The sequence below is a fragment of the Candidatus Omnitrophota bacterium genome, assembly GCA_013791745.1.
Lineage (GTDB): Bacteria > CG03 > CG03 > CG03 > CG03 > CG03.
Map to the genome: position 1 here is coordinate 1 of VMTH01000044.1, position 21727 is coordinate 21727.

The 21727-nt window shown below is 47.9% G+C and carries 16 protein-coding genes; all 16 read left to right on the plus strand.

Annotation, left to right across the window (positions count from 1 at the left end; genetic code table 11):
* Window positions 1–280: 280 nt before the first annotated feature.
* The 16 genes from FP827_02095 (at window position 281) to FP827_02170 (ending at window position 21726) form a co-directional block, all read left to right on the plus strand.
* Entirely contained in the window at window positions 281–589 is a 309-nt protein-coding gene (locus FP827_02095; protein ID MBA3051873.1) for a DUF1064 domain-containing protein, read from the plus strand.
* Between the two features lie 40 nt (window positions 590–629).
* Complete coding sequence (locus tag FP827_02100; protein ID MBA3051874.1) at window positions 630–1001, plus strand: hypothetical protein; 372 nt, start codon at window positions 630–632, stop codon at window positions 999–1001.
* Complete coding sequence (locus FP827_02105; GenBank protein ID MBA3051875.1) at window positions 1002–2450, plus strand: hypothetical protein; 1449 nt, start codon at window positions 1002–1004, stop codon at window positions 2448–2450.
* Window positions 2451–2691: 241 nt separating this feature from the next.
* Window positions 2692–4512, plus strand: a complete 1821-nt coding sequence (locus FP827_02110; protein ID MBA3051876.1) for a hypothetical protein — start codon at window positions 2692–2694, stop codon at window positions 4510–4512.
* A 57-nt stretch (window positions 4513–4569) separates the two neighbouring features.
* Window positions 4570–5337 carry a hypothetical protein gene (locus FP827_02115; GenBank protein MBA3051877.1) on the plus strand — a complete coding sequence of 256 codons (768 nt, stop codon included), beginning with the start codon at window positions 4570–4572 and terminating at the stop codon, window positions 5335–5337.
* Window positions 5338–5363: 26 nt separating this feature from the next.
* The gene (locus FP827_02120) at window positions 5364–6425 is read left to right on the plus strand and encodes a N4-gp56 family major capsid protein (protein ID MBA3051878.1); all 1062 of its coding nucleotides are present in this window, start codon (window positions 5364–5366) and stop codon (window positions 6423–6425) included.
* A gap of 20 nt (window positions 6426–6445) precedes the next feature.
* Window positions 6446–7870 (plus strand): hypothetical protein, encoded by a 1425-nt coding sequence (locus FP827_02125; protein ID MBA3051879.1) that lies wholly within the window; start codon window positions 6446–6448, stop codon window positions 7868–7870.
* Between the two features lie 69 nt (window positions 7871–7939).
* Window positions 7940–8518 (plus strand): hypothetical protein, encoded by a 579-nt coding sequence (locus FP827_02130; protein ID MBA3051880.1) that lies wholly within the window; start codon window positions 7940–7942, stop codon window positions 8516–8518.
* A gap of 9 nt (window positions 8519–8527) precedes the next feature.
* Window positions 8528–9400 carry a hypothetical protein gene (locus FP827_02135; GenBank protein MBA3051881.1) on the plus strand — a complete coding sequence of 291 codons (873 nt, stop codon included), beginning with the start codon at window positions 8528–8530 and terminating at the stop codon, window positions 9398–9400.
* The gene (locus tag FP827_02140; protein ID MBA3051882.1) at window positions 9400–10962 is read left to right on the plus strand and encodes a hypothetical protein; all 1563 of its coding nucleotides are present in this window, start codon (window positions 9400–9402) and stop codon (window positions 10960–10962) included. The genes FP827_02135 and FP827_02140 overlap by 1 nt, the downstream gene beginning before the upstream one ends.
* Before the next feature lies 1 nt (window position 10963).
* A complete protein-coding gene (locus FP827_02145; GenBank protein MBA3051883.1) occupies window positions 10964–11545 on the plus strand; it encodes a hypothetical protein in 582 nt (193 codons plus the stop codon).
* Window positions 11546–11710: 165 nt separating this feature from the next.
* Complete coding sequence (locus FP827_02150; protein MBA3051884.1) at window positions 11711–12112, plus strand: hypothetical protein; 402 nt, start codon at window positions 11711–11713, stop codon at window positions 12110–12112.
* Window positions 12113–12121: 9 nt separating this feature from the next.
* Window positions 12122–12946: a hypothetical protein gene (locus tag FP827_02155; protein MBA3051885.1), complete on the plus strand. Its 825-nt coding sequence runs from the start codon at window positions 12122–12124 to the stop codon at window positions 12944–12946.
* A 9-nt stretch (window positions 12947–12955) separates the two neighbouring features.
* Window positions 12956–13801: a hypothetical protein gene (locus tag FP827_02160; GenBank protein MBA3051886.1), complete on the plus strand. Its 846-nt coding sequence runs from the start codon at window positions 12956–12958 to the stop codon at window positions 13799–13801.
* A complete protein-coding gene (locus tag FP827_02165; protein ID MBA3051887.1) occupies window positions 13801–21252 on the plus strand; it encodes a sigma-70 family RNA polymerase sigma factor in 7452 nt (2483 codons plus the stop codon). The genes FP827_02160 and FP827_02165 overlap by 1 nt, the downstream gene beginning before the upstream one ends.
* A 183-nt stretch (window positions 21253–21435) precedes the next feature.
* On the plus strand, window positions 21436–21726 hold the full coding sequence (locus FP827_02170) for a hypothetical protein (protein ID MBA3051888.1): 291 nt from the start codon (window positions 21436–21438) through the stop codon (window positions 21724–21726).
* Window position 21727: the final 1 nt, after the last annotated feature.

Here is a 21727-nt window from a genome sequence, read left to right on the forward strand (position 1 = left end):
AAAGCCGGACACAGGGTTGAAAGATTGAAGGCTCTCGGAAATGCAATCGTGCCGCAGGTGGCAATAGAAATTATGCGAGGAATTAAAGCGGCAGACCAAGGGAGGTTATTTTGACAGAATCAGATAAACTAATTCACGGCGGAGGGTTTAGGATACGCTCCTGTCGCCAGCTATGCCGGGCGAGCCTTCAATGCCTTACCCCGAAACGCCGGTGTAGCGTCCGCGGGAAGTGTATGTCGGTGAGGCTGAAGATATTTAAGCTGAGGAAGAAGGAGAACAAATGAGATTTAACAGACACAAATTCAACGCCATAAGAACGGAGCGCGACGGCATAAAATTTGGAAGTAAAAAAGAAGCCAAGTATTATTCAGATTTGAAATTAAGAAAGTCGTCGGGAGAAGTTATATTTTTTCTGCGACAAGTCCCGATAGACCTTCCGGGGAATGTCAAATATCGAGTTGACTTCGTTGAGTTTCACGCAGACGGCACGGTGCATTTTATAGAAGTCAAGGGATTGGATGTGCCTATGGGAAAACTTAAGCGCAAACAGACGGAAGCATTATACCCGATAACGATTGAGGTTGTATGAAAGTACTTGACAGGATTATGCTGAACTGTTATAAGGGATTATGGCTATTGATAAAAGAAAGAAACCCGTCAAATCGGCGCGCGAACTTGAAAATAGGTTCATCGCCTACTTCGAGGAATGCACCACCAATAAAAAACACGCCCTGATATCAGGACTGGCCCTCGCGGCCGGCGTCAGCTCTACCACCATACGATCATGGCGCGACAAAAATACAAATAAGTATCACGAAATTATAACATGGGCTTACGCCTTCGTGGAAAATGGATATGAGAAGCATATGTCTGAAGACCCCGGGCGGGCCGGCGGAGACATCTTTGCTCTCAAAAACATGGGCTGGAAAGACAAGAAAGAATTCGAAGGCAACTTCACATTCGCGGACATGGTCAAGGCCGCAACAAAGAAAAAAGAGTGAATGGAAATAAATGATTCATCCTGGATTATAAACAAGTATAAAAAAGACCCCATAAGATTTTTAATCGACGTCCTTGACGTTGAGGAAGAATACGTCTGGGACAAAATGCGAGAAACCGCCAGATCCGTCTTAAACAACAAATACACGGCAGTAAAGGCCGGCCATTCCGTCAGTAAAACTTATCTCGCCTCACGCCTCGCCTTATGGTTCTTATATTGTTTCGGCCCCAAGGCCACCGTTATAACCACTGCGCCCAGTCAACCGCAGGTAGAGGAAGTGCTATGGCGCGAAATCCGCGACGCCCACACAAACGCCAAAATACCGCTCGGCGGCCACATGACGAAAACAAAGCTCGAGCTCGCGGAAAAATGGTTCGCCTATGGCTTTGCGACAAAGAGCGATACGGTGACGCAGCAGGCCACGCGCTTCCAGGGCTTCCATAACGAAAATATACTCATCATCTTTGACGAAGCCGCCGGAATACTATCCCCCATATGGGGAGCCTCAAACGGCCTTATGACAGCCGGAAACTGCCATTTCCTCGCGGTAGGCAACCCAACATCATGCGACGGAGAATTCGTGGAGTGCTTCAAAGACGCCAAATTTAACAAAATAACGATATCCGTCATGGACACCCCGAACTTTAAGGCCGGAAAAGAAATAATCCCCGGACTGTCGGGTCAGGAATTTGAGATGGAAATAGCAAATAAATTCGGCAGAGATTCAAACGTATATAAAGCCCGCGTCCTTGGAGAAATACCCACCGAAGATGTGGATTCCATTATTTCAATATCGGACTTTGAGAACGCATACAAGCATTCAATAACACAGACAGAAGGCGTCCGGCGCTTTGTAGTGGGCGACCCTGCCGATGGCGGAGATGAATCCGTATTCTATTATATGGAAGACACCGACATAAAAGACGCCCTTATATTCCAAAAGAAAAATCCGATGGTTACCGCGGGAATGATAAATATATTCATGGAAAAGCACGAAGTCAACACCTACGCCGGCGACTGTATCGGAATTGGCACAGGAGTAAACGCGGCCCTTGCCGATATGGGGCGGGTTGTCATAGATATTGACAGCCGGCACGGTAAGCCCCACGGCGTCCCCGATATTTATTATAACCTCCGCGCCCAAATATGGATTGAGGCCGGAGAGGCCTTCTCAATGGGTGACATATTCCTGACATGGAAGGACGACATCCTGCGAGAGCAATTAACCACCGTTAAACAGACAATGCGCTCCGGCCGCATACTTATAGAGCCGAAGGACGCTTTGCGCACCAAATTAGGCCGTTCCCCCGATCGTGGGGACACTTATGTCATGGGACTATTCGCCCGCCAGTATGTAAAACCGGACAACCATGTAAAGAGCGACAAAAAATATAAAGAATGGAAGAAAAAGTGGGGGCCGGATAACCACGGCTCTGCGATGGCCTGTTAGATTATAATAAGTAAATAAATAAGTCGTGCCCGTAATAACCACCGACCTATAAACAGTGTAGCATTTTCCGAAAGCTTGTCAAGTACTTTACTCTAAATTTTCCCCGAAATTCACTGCGCTATATTTTTCCCTATTGACAAGTTTTATCGCATATGTTAAAGAAAAACAAGAATAGTATTTAATACTATTCTATAAAGTAAGGGGGTTATATGCGGTATGAACCAGTGAAGTGTGATAAAATATGAGCACCTACGACACCAGACAGCGACAGTTAAAGTCATTTTGGAAAGAGGGCAAAGAAGGAAATGACGGATGGCGCACAAAGGCCAAAGAAAACAAATCCTTTTATAAGGGAATTCAATGGGAAAAAACAGATGTGGATATCCTCGACGCCGAACACCGACCTCACCTAACATTCAACCATATATTCCCCACAGTTAATCTTATTTCAGGCATACAACGCCAGAACAAACAGGACATAAAAGTATTCCCCAAGAAAGGTGGAATGAAAGAGCTCGCCGATGTGCTCACCGCGGCCGCAAAGAACGTCACCGACGAATCAAACGGCGAATACCTCACCTCAATGGCCTTCTTTGACGGCCTCGTAACCGCCAAGGGTTGGCTCGGCCTTGACATAACCTACGACGACGAGCCGGTAAACGGTGAAATAGTAATGGAGAGATACTCCCCGTTCAGTATAATTGAAGACCCTAACTGTGAGAACTATGACCTCAATACCAGCAAATACATAATCCGTACCTTCTGGTGGGACAAAGAGGCTATCCGGCTCGCATACCCGAAAGTCAAAGAACTTAACATCGGGCTTGACGCCATAGCGCAGAGCGAACCTGACGACGTGCAGACGATATCCTTCGAAACCGACACCTATCAGGACGCTACGGACGACGAAACAAAAAACCCCAATAAAATACGATACAAAATCCGAAAATACTTCTGGCGCACCTATGAGCGCCGAAGTTTCCTAATCAACAAAGCGTCGCTTGAAGTCCAGCTCATAAATAAAAGCAGAATGGACGAGGTGGCGGCGATTATGAAATCGAAACTCGGCTCCGGCTGGACTATTCAGGAAAGGATTATACCGATACTTCATAGAACCACAATGGTCGGCGAACTCGAGCTCGAACACGAAGATAACCCCTACGGCGAAGAAATAAGCGCCTATCCTATAAAGAGATTTTGCCCGTATTGGATAGATGGCGACCCCCTGGGGGCTGTTGACAACCTAAAGGATCCGCAGCGCGAGCTCAATAAGCGGTATTCACAGCTTCTGCACCACCTCAACCATTCCGCGAACTCCGGCTTTATCGGCCCCGAAGGCTGGGAAGTAGAAACCAAAGAGGAAGTAGCAGCCTTCGCGTCAAAGCCCGGAGCCAACATCCATTACAAGCTCAACAAAAAGCCGGAGCGTATCGTGCCTACGACACTATCGTCCGGACATCTTGCGGCCTCACAATACGGCGCCGCCAACATCAAAATTATATCCGGCGTCAATGCCGACTTGCGCGCGGAAGATACATCACGATCGGATTCCGGCATAGCCATGCAGGAACGCAAAGCGCAGGGTGCTCTGGTTTCGGAAATCATATTCGACAATTTCCGCTATACCCAGCAGATGTTTAATGAAACGCTCGTAGACTTTATAAGGAAAAGCGGGTCATTAACGGATATCGAAATAAAAGATATCGCAATCAATGCCGGAGTGCCGGAATTTGATATAGAATTGCTCAAGCACAGAGCCGCGGGGAAATATGGCATTAAGGTATCGCAGAGCCAGCACTCGCCGACCACAAGATTGTCGAACTTCTCAATGCTCTTGGAAGCGGCCAAGGCCGGCATGCCAATACCAATGGACGTGTTGCTTGAAATGAGCGATATACCGAATAAGAAAGAAATCATAGCAAGAATACAACAGCAACAGCAGGAAGAAAAACAGCGCGAGGATATCAAAATCCAATCGCAGGCAAACGCTATGAACGCCAAAGCCGCCCAAGCGCAGAATCAGGGTGGCCCGCAACCGGGCGGACAATCTCCGGGGGCTTGATGAACATGCTAAAGCATGGTAGGGTAACTTGCACCCAAAGCAAGGAAGGAGGCCGAAATGGCTGATGGAACAGATGGATTAAAAGATGATGGGAAGGGAAGAACACCCGAAGATGTGAGAAAAGAGCTTTTTGAAAAGCTGGCGGAAACTGGTTATAGAGTAGAGGACGATGAAAGGTTCAAAGGCCTCATCGCTGATAATCAGAAAGAGCGTAATGCTCGCCATTCAGCAGACGAAGAACTCGCGCGTTTAAGGGAGGAGAATGGAATGTTATCAGAAGAACTTGCGGGCAAAAAAAACCCGAACTCCGGGGGAACACTGGAGGGAAAATCTGACGATGAGTTATTGACCGTCGGAGCCGTAAAAAATCTTCTGAAACAGGCAAGTGAGCAGACAGAGGAATATGACAAGAAACAGCGTCAGGCGGAATTTACCCGTAAAATGCGGGATTCCGAGGAAGCTGCGAAAGAAAAGTTTACTGTCGCAAAGGTCGGAGAAGGACTTGATTTTATGTCAGTACTCGAAGGGTGGAAAAGAATTGTTGCTAAAAATCCCGGCTATGCGGCCGTGATAAACAACTCTAAAAACCCCGCCGAGGAAGCATATAAGATAGGACTGACCGACCCCGAAATAGCTCAACGTGTCGCCAACTCCACAAATTCACAACTTCTCGCGAAGATGAAAACAGGTGGCAGCGGTTTTATACCGAAAGGCGGAGTTAAAAGCGGCGGAGCTTTAGAGGATTTAAGCCAAACAGAATTAATGGCTATGGACACCTCTGAACTTGAAAAATCCATACGCGAAGACGAAGCCAACGCCAAATGATTTCATAAAGGAAAAAGGTAAATAAAATGGCAGATACACAATTTTTGACAGGGAATGCCGCGACTATCACAAAATGGTCAGCGATTCTTATGAAGCAGGCGCTCAAGCAGATGTATTTGAGCAAATTTTCAAGCACGAAAGATTCATCCATTTTTCAGGTAAAATCTGAACTCACCAAAGCGAAGGGCGACAAAATCACCTTCGGTCTGCGGATGAAACTCTCCGGTGCCGGCGTTACAGGAGATTCCGACATCGAGACAGCCGAGGAGGCGATGGTATTCTATGACGATCAGGTCGTTGTTGACCTACGTATGAATGCCGTTAAGGCCGCCGGTAAGATGACGTTGCAGAGGACTGCATACAACATCAAAGCGGAAGCCAAAGACGCACTCGCTGACTGGGCTGCTGAAATTCTTGATGAAGACATGGTTTACGCCCTTTCCGGCATTGCCAATGCCGCCGGAACGATTGCCGTCAACGCCCCGAGCACAAACCGTGTGTGGTACGGCGGGCAGACTTCCGCGGGCGTGGTAACAGCAAACCTTGCCTCTGACGCTGCTATAACCAGCTCAACCGACCATTTGTTCGGAACGAAGGTTATATCGCTCATCAAGAGAAAAGCGAAAGCCGCAAGTCCGAAAATCAGACCTGTCATGGTCGACGGAAAAGAAATGTACGTGATACTCATCAGCCCGCTTCAGAACAAATCTCTGCGGGCAGACGCCGACTGGCTGAACGCGCAGCGTAATGCCAACTGGAGAGGGAGCAAGAATCCTATCTTCGATGGCGCTGACGGAGTATGGGACAACGTCGTTGTTCATGAGTACGACCGAATTCTCACAAGAGCTTTGGGCGAATCTTTTGAAGCCGGCGACGTATGTGGTATTGCCACAGCCCGCGCACTTTTCTGCGGAGCACAGGCCGGAGTTATCGGCTGGGCGCAGTATCTGGCGTGGTATGAGAAAATGTTCCAGTACGGCAGAGTGCCTGGCGTAGCCACGGACATGATCTATGGCGTAAAGAAAACAGAGTACAACAGCGAAGACTTCGGAGTCATAGCCGTTGACACTGCAATCGTAGAGGACTAAGGTCTGGGAGGTATAAAACTATGAGCTATTTTAAAGCCTTAGTGATTACTCTCTTATTGTCTGTCGCTGCCTTTGCTGCAGTCGGAGCACCATATGTGAATTACAACTTCACTGTGGTGGACGAGAACGGCGACCCCATAACGGGGGGCTTGAATGCGTATATTTACAACACCTCTGATTCTTCAGTTACGATCAAAGCCGATGGGCAGGGGATTGGCACAAAAACCAATCCTATCTACTTCACGACAAATGGACTTGTTTCCTTCTTCACAAAGGAGACTTCCATAAATGTCATTGTCGTAGATACGCCGACAATAACGAGAACAATGAAATGGTCAAGTATGCCAGTGACAAAGCACAGGATTGTCTTTCCGAAAGCATGGACGACAATTGTGGTTGATGAAGCCATTACTGTATCGGGGACTATTGCAGCCTCCGATGTCACGGCAACCTACGGGGTGGGCGCCGCCACAGGTGTTTTTTCAAGCACACTTGCGGCCGCAACACTAAACACAGGCCAGGGAGCAAACGAGCTCTACGCCATGAGCCAGGACGTGGAATCTACTGACGCAGTAACATTCAGAAATGTTGCGGCGACGTGGGGCGTAACAGGAGCGACCTTCACCTTCACAGGCGCGGGTAACGCGGCCACGATCAACACAGGGCAAGGTGCGAATGAAGTTTACGCTATGAACCAGGACGTCGAGACCACCGATGATGTTACCCACAGAAATGTGACAGCGACATTCGGTGTAACCGCGGCCACCTTAACAGTGGTGACAAGCCTTGACTTCCCTGCCGGCTCTGTAGCGGGAGCTGACTTGGTGAGCGACAGCGTAACTGACACGCAACTGGCCTACAATACCGGACAGGATTTAACGACAGCGAGCGACCCTACGTTCAGGGACGCAACGGTGACTTATGGTATTGATGTTGGAACGGTAGAGGCGTCTGGGGTTATAGACACAGCGTCCACTATTGAGGCCGGCAGCGGTAACATAACAATCGTGAATGCGACCGGAAATCTTGACGGCGAAGTGATTGCCGACAACACCATTGACACTGACAGTGTCGACTGGGGTGCCGGAACCGGGCAGATTGGTTTCCATTCACTGGCGACAATCGCGGTAGTGTTTGATTCCTCAACCATAACCACAACGGATATGGGGAAAATCTACATTTCCACGAAGACATTGCCTGCGTCATTTACATTACCGTATTCGTCAAACACGATTGACAACGGCTGTGTGATGATTAAGAACACCGGCGGGTCAAATATCTATTCAGTCATTCCTTCGGGAACTGATCAGATAGATTTGGCCGGCGCGAGTGTGGCCTACGACGGCATTGACGCGGATAACGACTTCGTTGTCCTATACAATGACGCGGGGGCCGCAGGTGTTGCTGGAAACTGGTATATCCTCGGGAAGAACGGTAGCCAGTAAAGTATTGTGCGGGGAGGTTGCCCTTTGTGTAAAAGCAATGGGTGGCCTCCCCCACGGAGGTAACAATCAATGGCAATAGAAAAATCTGAAATTCTGGCAATAATAAATTCGCGTCTTAACAGGGCTGAAACCGACATAGACGAAGAAATAAGGTCAGTGCTCTATGATATAAGTACCCGCGCCAATTTCATAAATAAGGAAGCGACCGCAGATACCACGGCAAGCACAAACTATTACGCCGTGCCTGCCGACTTCAAGGATATGACCGTCATAAAAGCTGACGACGCCACACCACTTGACAAAATAACATTTGAGAATTTTCAAAAGAAAATAGCGGAAGTTACGGGAACAAGCGAACCGAATGAATACTCAATAAAGAATGATTTTATATGGCTCTACCCGAACCCCGACAAAGTTTATACGCTGACGATGTTTTATTCCATATTCCACCCGAATGACGTGGACACCATAGAATTCGGCGAACTGTTCAGGGAGTGCATTTATCAGGGAGTACTCGCAAAAATATGCGAGAAATACGAGGACTGGACAGCCGTGTCTTCACATATGACATTATACGAAGCTGAAATACAGAAGCGGAAAGACGCCCTTGACGAACCTATGTTCTTTTTGAAGGGCAACAATATATAGGAGGCAATTATGGCATTCACAACTTTTGATACATCAAAACCTGCGGGCACTGACGACCCGTCAGCCGGAGATGATCGCATTCGCGAACTTAAAGCGGCAATACAGGAACGATTAGCGGTAGACCATTACATGCCGGCGAGCGGCACGACTTTTGACAACGCCGATACAGGCGAACACAAGAAAGTAACCCTGCGACAACAGACATCTGCGCCAGTACCCGGAACTGACAAAGGCGCTCTCTACACACTGGAAGCGTCAAGTATCGCCGAACTTCATTTCAAAGATGAGGGAAATTATATAAAGCAACTGACCGTCCGTGACACCGTAAACGCAAAGCAATGCCTGAACATTGAGGCAAAGGATATTGAGAAAGCGGGAACGGCTATTGTTGACGATGTCACAATAGAACAGACGGCAGGGAAACTGAATGTTAAAAATGCTGGAATTTCTGCTACAAAGTTAGCGACCAATGCAGTTACGGCAGATAAGCTCGCCTCCGACGCAGTGGTCAACGCAAGCGTGGCGGCTGGTGCGGCAATCGCATTGTCCAAACTTGCTGCCGGTTCGGCGAGGATTGCGGTTGGCAAATATACAGGCGATGGCGGCTCCGCACATTCTATCACAACTACGGATGGAGCGACCGCGATAGGGTTTCAACCGATATTTTTAGTGATATGGTATCAGAGTTCGGGAGCCGGAGCCGCGATTGTCTTTAAAACCAATCAGGATGGGGCGTATACAAAAATTTCAGGTGGCGATGCACACTACTTAACCGGTATTGTGACATCTCTCGATGCCGACGGTTTTACATTAAATACTTCTGGTTACGCAAACGGTAATGGAATAACCTATACGTTTATAGCGTTTGGAGTTAATGCATAATGCAGTCACACAACTTTAGTATAATGTCGCCGACCGCAGGAAATAGAACGGACATTCCGTCTATCCTCCTGTCAAAGGCATACACCACGGACAGCGAGAATACGATAATCCGCTGGGGGGAAATCCACCGCCTGAAAATGAGACTGCCGGAATTGCTTGACACAAGCGGAGATATAACACAAACACCGGACGCCAACCCCATAATCCATTACCACCGCTTTATAACGGAGGACACCGGAGTGGAATACCTGCTCGTATTTACAAAAAAACACGTATACCGCTGGGTGCCGGCAACCAAAATATACGACGCCGCCGACGTCTTCACCTGCGCCAGCGACTGCGAATATTGGAGCTCCGTCAGCTTCAACAATCAGGTCATACTCACAAACAACGTGGACAAGGTGCAGGTTTGGAGCATAAGCACGAGCTTCGACCCGCTCGACAGCGCCTCCGGCATAGAATATGCGACCGCGACATATCTGACAAAAGCAAAATATGTTTTCACATACGAAAATTACTTATTCCTCGGCTTTACCACAGAGAACGGAACAGTATTTCCGCAGAGGGTGCGTTGGTGCGACCTTGGAGATGAAACCGACTGGAACACAGGGGACGCCGGATCCGCCGAAGTAGGAAAGGGCGACTTCATCACAGGCTTCGGCGCATATCAGGGAAACCTCATAATCTTCAAAGAGCGGAGCTATTATCGAATGTGGCTCGTGGCAAGCACCGACATCTTCAATATGAGCCCGCTATCGCTTAAGGTCGGCTGTCAGTCACCGGACAGCATAATAAACGACGCTTCGGGCGAACTATACTTCTTTGCCTCAAATTACACGTTTAGAGGGCTTTCTGCGGGCGAAATCTCACTTCCCATAGATACAGAGGCAAAAACCATCAATCCCAGCTATATCGGCACAATACGGGGTCAATACATAGCGGAATACGACCAGCTATGGTGGGCAATACCCTATGGCACGGCAACAACCACAAATAACAAGGTTCTGACATATGCCACAGGAAAGTGGGGAACGGTGGACATGGCAATATCGGCTTTCGGGAATTACGCGCGGCAGGCCGTATATTCATGGGACACCCTGCCTTTCGCCACATGGGACACTTGGGCCTGGGATAAGTGGGACACCCGCGAAGCAATGGTCGGATTTGGTATAGACCTCGGCGCCGACTATTCCGGCTACACTTACGCCCTGCATGAGGCGGTGCTTGACAACGGCGCGGCTTACAGCGGATATTTTGTGCTGACGACAGACCTCGCCGATAAGCAAATGCTGGTGATGAATAAGCGCCTACTGCATATTCAGCTATATTTCAAAAAGGGCGCGGCAGGGCAGACCGCCACCGTATACGTAAAAAGCGACAGCCAGCCCGCCTGGCAGAACGCCGGCGATGTTTCACTTGAAGCGACCGCAGATGAAGCAATAATTATAAAAGACCTGCCGATAGATTACCGCGGGAAGACATTCCTGATAAAAGTATCGGGCGCTAACGACTTCCGGTTTCTGGGCTGTATTCTGAAATTCAATTTGAGCGGGGAGAGATAGAATGCGTCTTCCGAAAGATATCATCTTGCCTGACTTCTCAAAAGTCGAAACGCTTGAAGACACAATCAAAGCGCTTAAGCTGACATCTGAATCATTGGACAGTTATATCAAACTGCTCTACGGCGATATGATAAGGGTATCTTCATCAGCTGACGGTGGAGGCACAGTTCAGTCAAATACAATGCGGTCGGCAGAAGGGTCGGGCAGTTCAAGTGTTACATCATGGCAACTGCGTTTGCCCGTTTCCGGCAGAGCGCCGAACTATTTCGGGAATGACGGCACAAAAGTAGCGTCAGCAGCATACCATTGCGTCATTGGATTAAAAGGCGACGGCACGAATACAGTATCGGGGAAAATAAGGTTTAGCGGACAGAATGGAAACCCATACGACGGAACAGTCAGAACCAACGCCACCACAGACTGGGCGTATTGGTATGATTCAGTAACCGTGCCTATAACAGAACTCTACCTTGACGGAGCGGACGGCGGCGCATATCAGTCAGGCGTGATGATTTCTGCCGACGGCGGAACAAATTACTATTATAACGGATTCGCCGAACTAAGGATAAAATTAAATGCTTAAAATCAATCTAACAATATCAACCGAGAAAGACGCCGGACAGGCGAAAGCTCATCTCTCCGACAACGGTATCTCGTGCGAAATTACGATAGAAGAAAATATAGTCTATGTGGAAAACTATACCGATAACGACAGAAATCGGATTATAGAATTATTGAAGGAGTATTTATGAGTGAACAAAAAGAAACAATTTTCCTGACGACAAAGACAGCGCACCTCATTGAGGTATGCAGAAAGCTGAAACTTTCAGAAGACAAAGAAATGAATGCCGGCATATTTCTAAAGTATATGCTTATCGGAATTTCCAGCAGGCAGACATTCGTCCTCGTAGCCCCGAAAGATGACAGCCCCGACAAAATAAACGGATACGCCGTTATAACAATTATGAATAACCTCGAAAATAATCACATATGGATAGATTCAATGTGGACAGACGGAATGGATATCGAATTTATGACAGTTATTGAAGATTTCGCGCGGACACTGGATATAACAAAAATTCACGCTAAAACGAAGAAGAACCTGAAGGGGTTTAAAGAATTATATAGAGTGGTTGAAAAACTGCTATAGGAGGATATTATGGCATTTCCATGGTTAGCGGTAGCAATAGCAGCTTCGGCTTATGCAGGATACAAGGGACAGAAAAGTCTGGCGGACAAAATGAATCAGCCACAGGCGCTCCAAACCCCGGAACAGGAAGCCGCGGCAAAATACCTCTTGGCTTTGCTACAGGGTAATGCTCCCACAATTCCCACGGCAGGCGTCGCGGGAATGACCGGAGTAGAGGGAAGCGCGCAATCAATGCTCGAACAGTATATGGCCGCTCCCACTGGCACAGGATATCAAACAGGACTGTCAGAGCTTGAAAAGACGGTCGCTGGAGAAGCATACGACCCCTACACATCACCTTACTGGCAGGCATTAAGGGAAGGGTCAATGGCTGATGAAGAACAGGCAGTAGGCGGACTTCGCAGAGGCTCACAAATGGGCGGTATGTTTTATTCCGAGCCGTCCGGCCGGACAGAAGCAACACTCCGCTCGCAATATGGCACAGGCAGAATGCAAACGCTCGGCGGATTAGCCGAAACCGAAAGAGGACGGCAACTCGCGGCGATACCACAGCTTATGCAATACTCACAGCAGTCACCGGAACTTTATAAAGCACAAATGGGGATGATGTATGGCGGACTACCCAGAGAGATTGAGCAGAACAAATTAAATGCTCTGTATCAGCAACAGTATGGGCAGACGATGTTACCCATTGAAATAGCGGGAACATTAAAAGGCACTCCGTATTATTCAAGTAATCAGCAGCAGGGGCAAACGCCCTTCGCCTCGGGTATGGGCGCGGCAGGGCAGACCGCCACCATGATAGCGACGCTTAAGCAATTGGGACTGTTCTAAGGAGGAATAATGCCAAATAGAAACATACAGCAAAGCCCGTGGAACCAGAATGTGCAGGCGGTGTCACAATTCCTTGAAACGCTGAACAACCTCAAAAAACAGCAATATGAAGGCGAACTGATGAAGCAATACGCTTCACAGGTCAGTCAGGAAACCGACAAAAAGAAACTGCCCGAAATTATGAAACTCGTTGAGGGCGGAAATCTGACAGGCGCTCTTGAAATGGCTCTCCCTTCAATGGAGGCGCCCGCTATTATGCAACAGAGGCAGGCGCCACAGACAGGCGGCTTTCTTTCACGGCTCGGCAATACCCTCAATCCCGTAGGCCAATATCGCGGCACCGGGCTGACACCAACAGAGGCAACGATAACTGACGCTCGCGCCGGACAGACATCAAAGGCGCTGACACTGATAAGGAACATGCAGGCGCTGTTGGAAAGCCAAACTCCAAAAGCCGAAACAGAAGCGGCGCGCAAAAGACGAATGGCCGTTCAGGATATTGCCACATCACTGCAGAGGGGCTGGTGGAAGAATAAAAAGGGAGAAACGCTTGATGTAACCAGCTCTGACCCGAATATGGTGATATCTGACATGGCAAGGGATTACGGCATTTCGGAAAGTGACCCCAGCGTTGTCGCTATCAAGAAGCAGATTAAAAATATAAAACCCGCACAGGCGAGAAAAGGAAAATGGAACCCGTTTGTCGAAAAGGCAGCGACACCATACGGAATAGAACTGAATAAATCGCAGAAGACAACCTATAAATCGGCAAATGAAATAAAGAAGGCGTTTGCCGAAAATAAAATAACCGCTGTCGAGGCAAAGCAACAGTTGCTGAAATTCGGGTTCAAATAATGGCTCTATCAGCGGATGAATTCTTGGGAATAAAGCCGAAGCGAAAAGCGCAGTCGGCTGACGCATTCCTCGGTATCAAACCGTCCGCAGATGAATTCCTTGGAATACAGGAAGAACAGACCCCCAAACCATACGCCGGACTGACCCCGGAGCAAATCCAAGTGGAAAAGGAACGGCAACGGCAGGCCGGGACAATGCCGCAAACTCCGCAGGAACAATTTATACCCATGCCCGAAGGCGGCCCGCGCCGGGATGTATTCCAGCAACCGCCGCAAATACAACCGCCCATAGCGCAGGCGCCGGGAGCAATACAAATACCGCAGGCAATGCAAATGCCGACACCACAACAGCAGGGAATGCAAATGCCGTCAATGCCCGTGCCTCAACAAATGCAGCCACAGCCCGGACCGCAAATGTTACCAGAGCAAGTGGAGCAATTAAGGCAGTCGGTACAGCCGGGGGAAATGGCAAAGATGATGTGGCAGGGCGCCGTAGAAGGCGGAGCGACCGCGGCTTCCGGTTTTACGGGTATCTACAAAGTGGGCGAACAAATAATCAAGGGCGAAGATTTGCTGACATCGATGCAGACCGCCACAGACGCAATTCAAAAAGGACAAACTCTCGGAGATTTATTAAGAGAGGGATATGAGCCACAAACAAAAAGTGTATTCCAAAACTTTGTCGCTTACGCCGGACGAGATTTGACAGCATGGGCTCTTGATACCATAACCAATCCCAAGGAACTCGCCGAACTTTATTTATGGTCGAAAGGTATAGGGATGATAAGGCGGGCAGGAGTAACCGGAGTAAATGCTATTGCGGAAAAATTCGTGGACAGCCCCGGAGTGCTCGGAAAACTATCCCGCGCGGGATTAGCGGAAAGAAAGCTCGCCGATGTATTGCCGAAATATACCGAAGCCGACGCGGTGGCGATCAGGAAGTTTTTTTACAACGTGGACAATAAATTTGGTAGGGGCGCCGCAGATAGAGTATGGAGAAGTTTATACGAAAAAGGCAAGACATGGGAAAAATCCCGCGTGACGTCGTTAATACAAAAAATAAAGGGCGCTGGCGCAGAAAAGAGAACCGAACTATTGGCAAAGGAAATCTTGGGGCAGGTAAAAAAAGCACCTGTGCAAAGGGTATCAGAGGGAATAACAGGCGGAGAGGTAAAGGCGCGGCTCGGTCAATGGGGTGGCGGTGGAATCGGGAAAATCAAAACACCGAAGGGCGCCTCAACAGCCCTTGAGCAGATTGACGACCTGATAAAAACAAGGGCAAGTTTGCCGACAAAACCAACGGCTGAAATGCCGAACCCTGACGCCGTGCTGAATGACATCACAGGCGCGATAAACAGCGCCGTAAAAGCCGCCGGAGAATACTTCAAAAGCGTGGGAGAAGAAGCATTCAGATATGCGTCCGGCGAAACCTTAAAAAACAAAATTATCGACCTCGTAAAGAAAAACCCCGAACTTAGGGAACATCTTGATATTCAGGTGCTTATGCCCGCCGCAGTATCTCCCGCAGCAAAGCCCGCAGAGGTTAAGCCCGCCATTGTATCAGAAGAAGCGCCCGAAGAAGAATACGTTGCCCCCACCGCCGAACAAGAGGAAACGGCGCGAATACTCGGCACGGCAGAGCTCACAAAAGAGGAAATCGCGCAGGGAAAGCAGGCAAGCGTAGGACGGCTGATATCCAGTATAGCCAAAACCGAACAGCGCGGCAATCCTTCAATATCATTTGCAGACCTCGTACAAGCCGGAAATATAGGAACCATGAAGGCCTATAAAAATTATATCCCCGGGGAAACGAAATTTTCAACATATGCCTACAAATCTATACGCTCCGCCATAAGAGAGGAAATAGCTCGGCAGAAAAACCTTATAACCTATCCACAGTCCGTGCGCCGAAAGCTCAATAGGGTATACAAAGCAATTTTTGAAATTCAACAGGACACCGGAATAGTTGATAGAATACCGCCAACATCGCGCATCGCCGCCAGAACCGGAATGCTAAATAAAGAAATAGATGAATTGCTCTCCACACAATTAACCCGCATGGAAAAACTTGAACAACAGGAAGAAGGGCAGAAAACGACCTATATTGAAACATTACCCGGCACAGAGGCGCGGCAGGTAGAAATAACCGAAATTAAAGACAGGGTTTCTCACCTGACGAAAGGACTATCCGAAAGAGAGCTCCAAATAATTGATTTAAAATATGGACTGACATCCGGCAGTACAATGAATGTGCGCGATATTGCCGATGAATTTAAAATATCAAAAACAAGAGTCGGTCAAATAATAGATATCGCCATAAGCAAGATGAAAGCCCGGGCCGGAATTACAACCGAAGCCACCGACGAACAAATAACAATGCTTTTCGAACATAAAAGGGCGCTAACGGAAACAGTGCAAACTGAACTCACCTTCGGAACTACGAAAAAAAGAGACGCCGGCGCGCTGGAAATGATTAAGAATATGGATCTGAACAAAGAGCGAGAGCAGGTAGTATTAAAGGAAATAAAAATCAAACATATAAAGACCGAGGGCTGGAAAATAACTGACGACAAAAGCGCCGTGAAATTCGTCAATCTTATTCGCCACCCAGGGATAGAACATTTCACAATAATATACACGGACAAGACCGGGAAAATAATTACATACAAAGTATTCTCCAGCGGCGCCGTGGATTATGTGGATGTAAAAGAGCTATACCCGATACTCTCAAGGGATATGAAGGCCGACCCCAATATAGTAAACTTTTGGATAGGACATAACCATCCGTCCGGCAACCCTGAGGCCAGCACCAATGACAGAATTTTAATGAAAGCTCTGACAAAAATACCAAAATTCGCGGGACATATAATCACCGACCATAAGACATACACTTCTATCGGAAAAGACGGCTCCGAGCGTCTGAAACAGCAGACGCAAAAACTCGAAGACTGGAGTGGAGTAGAGAGCAGCATAAAATCAATAAACGATATTGCCAATTCATTTATGGCGCTAACCAATAAAGACGCTAAAATGGCGGTGGCTATACTCACCACAAAACAGCAGAATACAATAGCCGCAGAGCTGATAAACGAAAAAGATTTATCAAAAGAAATGCTTGATAAATTGGAGAAAAAATACGGAGCCTCCAACATAACAATAGTATCGAATTTCAACATAAAAAATCCCGAAAGTGCCGGAATTAAAAAAAGCAAGTGGGTGACTGAATACAACATTTACAACAGAGAGAAAAAGAAAATAACAGCAGAACTGGCCGAGCCCGCGTTCCGCGTAGCGGAAGACGAAAAGGATAATCTCGGTGACTTCTCATATCTTCATACACCGGAAGAAACGGATATCCTGACTCCCACAAACGAGGAAATACAAAGGGAATGGGCTGGAATAACCAGAGAGGCGCTGAATATTTGGAACAAAGAAAGAGAAACAAATTTTTTCTATATGATAGAACATGGCGAAAATCCATTCGGAGTAACAGGTTCGGAAGACCCGTCGTTACCGCCACCACAGAGAGCATGGATAGCCGATGGATTGGGCGGAGAATGGGACGCGTTGCCGGATTTCGTCAAAAAAAAGCTCAACCAGGCAGATATCCGATCCAAAGCATATAAGGCCACACACGCCGATACAGGCGGAACCGACAGATATACCGAGAGCATGGGGATAGATGATTTCAATACCGTGATAGACGCCCTGCATAAAGTGAAACCCATAGGCAAACGCCCGACCGTTGCCGGCCCGGTAGATCATGACTTCATAAACCATTATTTTACATCGCCTGAAGGCCAGAAAGCATTGAGGGATAACAGGGAAGGCGGCATAACAAGCAAAGACGTCAAAGAAGAAATAGCGCGCATGGCAAGAATTATGATACAATGGGATGAGCAGGCCCCTATCATTCAACCCACTGGAAACAGCAAAGTGCCTGTCGCGGTGTACAGACGAACTGTCGAAAACACACAATTCAAGAAAGATAACTCGCCAATGCAGTGGGCTGGCGCAAAAGACCAAATGCTTGGATATATCCTGAACATTCTCGGCCTGCCAAGCGAACTGAATAAAGTGACGGCCGCGGGACTTGAAAAACTATCCCGCTTTGAATATGTCTATGACGTATTCGGGGGCTCGGGTTATATGACACTGCTTGCGCAAGAACTATTCAAGGACGCCGAAACAAACCTCAACGAACTGGACGCCGACATGCAAAAGATATGGGCAACCATAAAAACCAACCCGGAAGGCGTAAAGGCGCGAATAGCCGAATTAAGCACGTGGATCCATATGCCCATGAAAAGTGTTCCTGTAGATTGGTGGAATCATCTCAAAGAGAAATTCGGCAAATATTATTGGGCGACCGATGAACTATGGACAGCCGCAACGATATTAAAAAACAACACAGGGCGTGACACTACAACAAAAATATCTCCAACCAAAGTCCACGAAATATGGAACTCCATAACCCCATACAGCCGGAAACTTAATAAAGCAAATATAGAACAAAGGGACGCCATAGAAATAATAGACGAAGCCCTAAAATTTCCACAGAACAAAGCGGAAAAAACTCTACTTATACTTGACCCTCCATATCTTTGGACATCAGGATACAAGCACGGCGCCAACTTCGAAAGACCCGCCGGATTTATGGAACTGCTCGATAAGCTGGAACAATTAAATAAAAAGGGAATATCCTTTATGTTTTTTAATTCAGAACCGGCGTCAGTATTCCCACGCGTCATATACGACTGGTCGCAATACCTGAAATTCGACGAAATGCAGCGGAGACTAAATGAACTCGCCGAAATGCCCGGTATGACAGTCCTTCGCATGGTGGCCCCGGCTGGCGTAGCCTCGTCTAAATTTGTTCCGAGAAAAGAAATAATCATCACCAACCTTGAAACCGGAGGATATAAAGCAGGAAAGATAAAGAAACTCCCGTGGAGTAAAGTATCGGACTACATTAAGGTCACGAAAATCGGAATTGAACTGATAGGACAAGAAATAAAAGGCGCCCCCATAGAAAACCCCCTTACCACCAAACAAAAGAGAATGATCGCGGTATTGGCGAAAAACACTCCGTTCCAGTGGGAAGGCGATTACACTCACGAATTCCGGCAATTCGCCGAAAGGACAATTGGGAAAAAGCGCCTAACACTGATGACCGAAACCGAAGGCAAAGAACTCATCAGCGCCATTATGAAATACAAGAAAATAAACCGCGAGATAACCAACAGGACGCGAACAATGAATATGTCGCCGGCACTCTTGAAACAACAGATACACTCAATATTTCCCGACAAGCGCCGGATATCCGAACTTAACGACGAACAGCTCAAAATACTGAATGAATCGCTTACCCTATATGAACACACCGAAAGTGTCCCCATGCTTCATCTGATACGATACACTTCGGACTGGCTCGGCACATGGGCGGGCAGACAGAAAAGCCCAGCAGCAATGAACCTATACCACTCATTCAAAAGCCTTGAAGCCAACACAAAAGACGGCAGGGAATGGCGACTGAAACTGATACAGCAATTCAGAGAAGTATTCGAGGGAATGAACGCAAAACAGCGGGAAAAGATATTCAATTTTATGCACCGACCCAAAGGCACGACAATGGCTGAATTTATGGCAGAACGCGAAACCTATGGCCTGACAGACGCGGAAAAGAAAGCGGCCCTGCAGGCCCGCGAGCTATGGAACCGGCTATTCAAAGCCGCCGGCATGAAGGGGGAGAGATATTGGAAAGAATACCAGCCCCTCATCTTCCGCATGCTCAAAGACCCCGATACCGTAATAAAAGAATTCCGTCACCTTCCAAAAAAAGAGGTCGAGATGTTCTTCGAGAAACAGAGAATAGCCGAAGGCGACTTCATACTCGCCGGCGCCGAACAATTGACAGACCCCATAGAACTGTTTGAAATATATTCTGCGGGAGTGGTAAAAAAGAAATACATATGGCCGGCCGCGGCAAACGTGGAGAAATACTTCCCGCTCGTTCCCAAAACCGTGAGAAACGCGATGTCATATATTTTGAATGATTTACTCGGTAAACAACACCCATTAGTAGAACAAATTGACGCCGGACTGCAGCGCGCCGTTCAGGCGGCTATTGACAACAAATTGGGGAGAGCAGTTAAAACCGAAGAAGCCCTCAACTGGCTCGGCTTTACAACCCGCGGGAGAATGATTGACGGAAATATATCGACACTCCGGGACTTGGTATATGCCGACCTGATAGGAACACTCGGATCAGCCATAAAGAATACCACGCAGGAAACACATATAATCGCGGAATATGGCGGAGTAAAATGGAGTCGCGCGGCCTGGCGGAGTAAAACCGCAAAAGGCAGACAGGAAACAGACGAGGCCGATATCTATACCCTCGGCGTTGGCGTTAAATTCAGCAAAGGCAAAGGCGCTATAGGCGAAGCTTCTCAAGTAATGACAACCCTGTTCAGAGCAAAAGACAAAGGCAGTCGCCAGAAGGCATACCTCTGCGGAATAATAACGGCAGAAGACTGGGTGCCTAAATATGAAGCCGGGAAGATAACGGCAGACGAATTGGCGAGCAAACTAAAATTCACATTGAGAACAGACGCTCAATACCAAATAGGAATGATGGTTATACTGGACGACCCAAAAGCGTATACCGAACCGGTTATCAATAACCTGACAAAAAGGGTAAGAGATAAAATACTGAAACTGAAAGAAACCGACCCCATTGCCGCAAAGATATTCTATCTCGGTCACCTTTCCGGCTATTGGGCGCAAGCAATGACACAATACCCATATTACGCCGAAGAAACGGAAGCGCTTTATCGCGGGCCGGCAGGTAAACTGCTGGGGACATTCGGAACATGGCCTCCCCGTTTTGCCGCTATGGTAAACCGGTGGGCTCACGGCGGGGCTGACGGACGCAAGGCATTCATCAGATATATCCTGCAATGGATTTTAATAATAACAGCAGGTTCGACGATGGGTATCAATTTCAAGAAATGGATAGGCCCTGCATCGTGGAGAATAGGGAACGGTTTTGCCACTGTACTTGGTGCCCCCGGTTATCTGGCGTTGGCTATCTCAAGTTATGTAGGCAGTATTATGACCGACAGTAAATGGGATTTAACAAAAGCAAATGATTGGATGTATAAAATGAGAGGAAGTATACGCGCCCCCGGACAAAGGCAAATCAAATCAACTGTCGAAGCCCTAACCACCCCGGGATTAACAGACTGGGAAAGATTAAAGATATTCACGCAAATGCCCCAGACTGAAGAATTTTCAGAGAAGCGCCGGAAGATAAAGCGAGATGTAAAAAAGGCAATAAAAAGTAAATCAACATACCAGGGCGGAACAGTACGAACCGGATCGTCCGGCGAAACCGTGAGAAGCGGAGGAACAGTAAGCACCAGAAGCGGCGGAACCGTGAGGAGATAAAATATGGCACTATGGACAATAACAACCCGCGACACGACTGACTGGCCGTTGAGCAAAAGAGGCGGCTGGTTCACGGGGCAGTGGTTTATATCCGGTTGGTTTTCACCAGACGGTGTAATCGATAAATGGACAAAGACAGTAAAATCTGTTATAAGCTGGGTAGTAAAATAAAGGAGGCGGAATATGGCAGGCATCGACACGACTAACGGATATTTTAGAAAGCCGGCGTACGGCACATCCGGCGAAGCAGAGAAAGCCCTGTTTGACGCAGCTCTCGACCGCGCGGATGCGGAAATAGCATCACTAAAAGCCAGACTTGACGGGGGCGAAATAAGACGCCTGACGACCGCTCAAATACAGGCGATATGTTCCGGCGGAGACGCCACAAAAGTAAGGATATTTTTTAACACCTCCCGGGGAACGGAGGGCACTTTGGAAATGTGGATTGGGTGGTCGCTTGCGAAGCCGCTATAGG

Excerpts from the sequence above, each read along its gene's own strand:
- FP827_02125 (MBA3051879.1), top strand. The coding sequence starts at position 6,446 with ATGAGCTATTTTAAAGCCTTAGTGATTACTCTCTTATTGTCTGTCGCT.
- FP827_02130 (MBA3051880.1), top strand. The coding sequence starts at position 7,940 with ATGGCAATAGAAAAATCTGAAATTCTGGCAATAATAAATTCGCGTCTT.
- FP827_02150 (MBA3051884.1), top strand. The coding sequence starts at position 11,711 with ATGAGTGAACAAAAAGAAACAATTTTCCTGACGACAAAGACAGCGCAC.
- FP827_02160 (MBA3051886.1), top strand. The coding sequence starts at position 12,956 with ATGCCAAATAGAAACATACAGCAAAGCCCGTGGAACCAGAATGTGCAG.
- FP827_02170 (MBA3051888.1), top strand. The coding sequence starts at position 21,436 with ATGGCAGGCATCGACACGACTAACGGATATTTTAGAAAGCCGGCGTAC.
- FP827_02135 (MBA3051881.1), top strand. The coding sequence starts at position 8,528 with ATGGCATTCACAACTTTTGATACATCAAAACCTGCGGGCACTGACGAC.
- FP827_02095 (MBA3051873.1), top strand. The coding sequence starts at position 281 with ATGAGATTTAACAGACACAAATTCAACGCCATAAGAACGGAGCGCGAC.
- FP827_02115 (MBA3051877.1), top strand. The coding sequence starts at position 4,570 with ATGGCTGATGGAACAGATGGATTAAAAGATGATGGGAAGGGAAGAACA.
- FP827_02110 (MBA3051876.1), top strand. The coding sequence starts at position 2,692 with ATGAGCACCTACGACACCAGACAGCGACAGTTAAAGTCATTTTGGAAA.
- FP827_02105 (MBA3051875.1), top strand. The coding sequence starts at position 1,002 with ATGGAAATAAATGATTCATCCTGGATTATAAACAAGTATAAAAAAGAC.
- FP827_02145 (MBA3051883.1), top strand. The coding sequence starts at position 10,964 with ATGCGTCTTCCGAAAGATATCATCTTGCCTGACTTCTCAAAAGTCGAA.
- FP827_02165 (MBA3051887.1), top strand. The coding sequence starts at position 13,801 with ATGGCTCTATCAGCGGATGAATTCTTGGGAATAAAGCCGAAGCGAAAA.
- FP827_02155 (MBA3051885.1), top strand. The coding sequence starts at position 12,122 with ATGGCATTTCCATGGTTAGCGGTAGCAATAGCAGCTTCGGCTTATGCA.
- FP827_02120 (MBA3051878.1), top strand. The coding sequence starts at position 5,364 with ATGGCAGATACACAATTTTTGACAGGGAATGCCGCGACTATCACAAAA.
- FP827_02140 (MBA3051882.1), top strand. The coding sequence starts at position 9,400 with ATGCAGTCACACAACTTTAGTATAATGTCGCCGACCGCAGGAAATAGA.
- FP827_02100 (MBA3051874.1), top strand. The coding sequence starts at position 630 with ATGGCTATTGATAAAAGAAAGAAACCCGTCAAATCGGCGCGCGAACTT.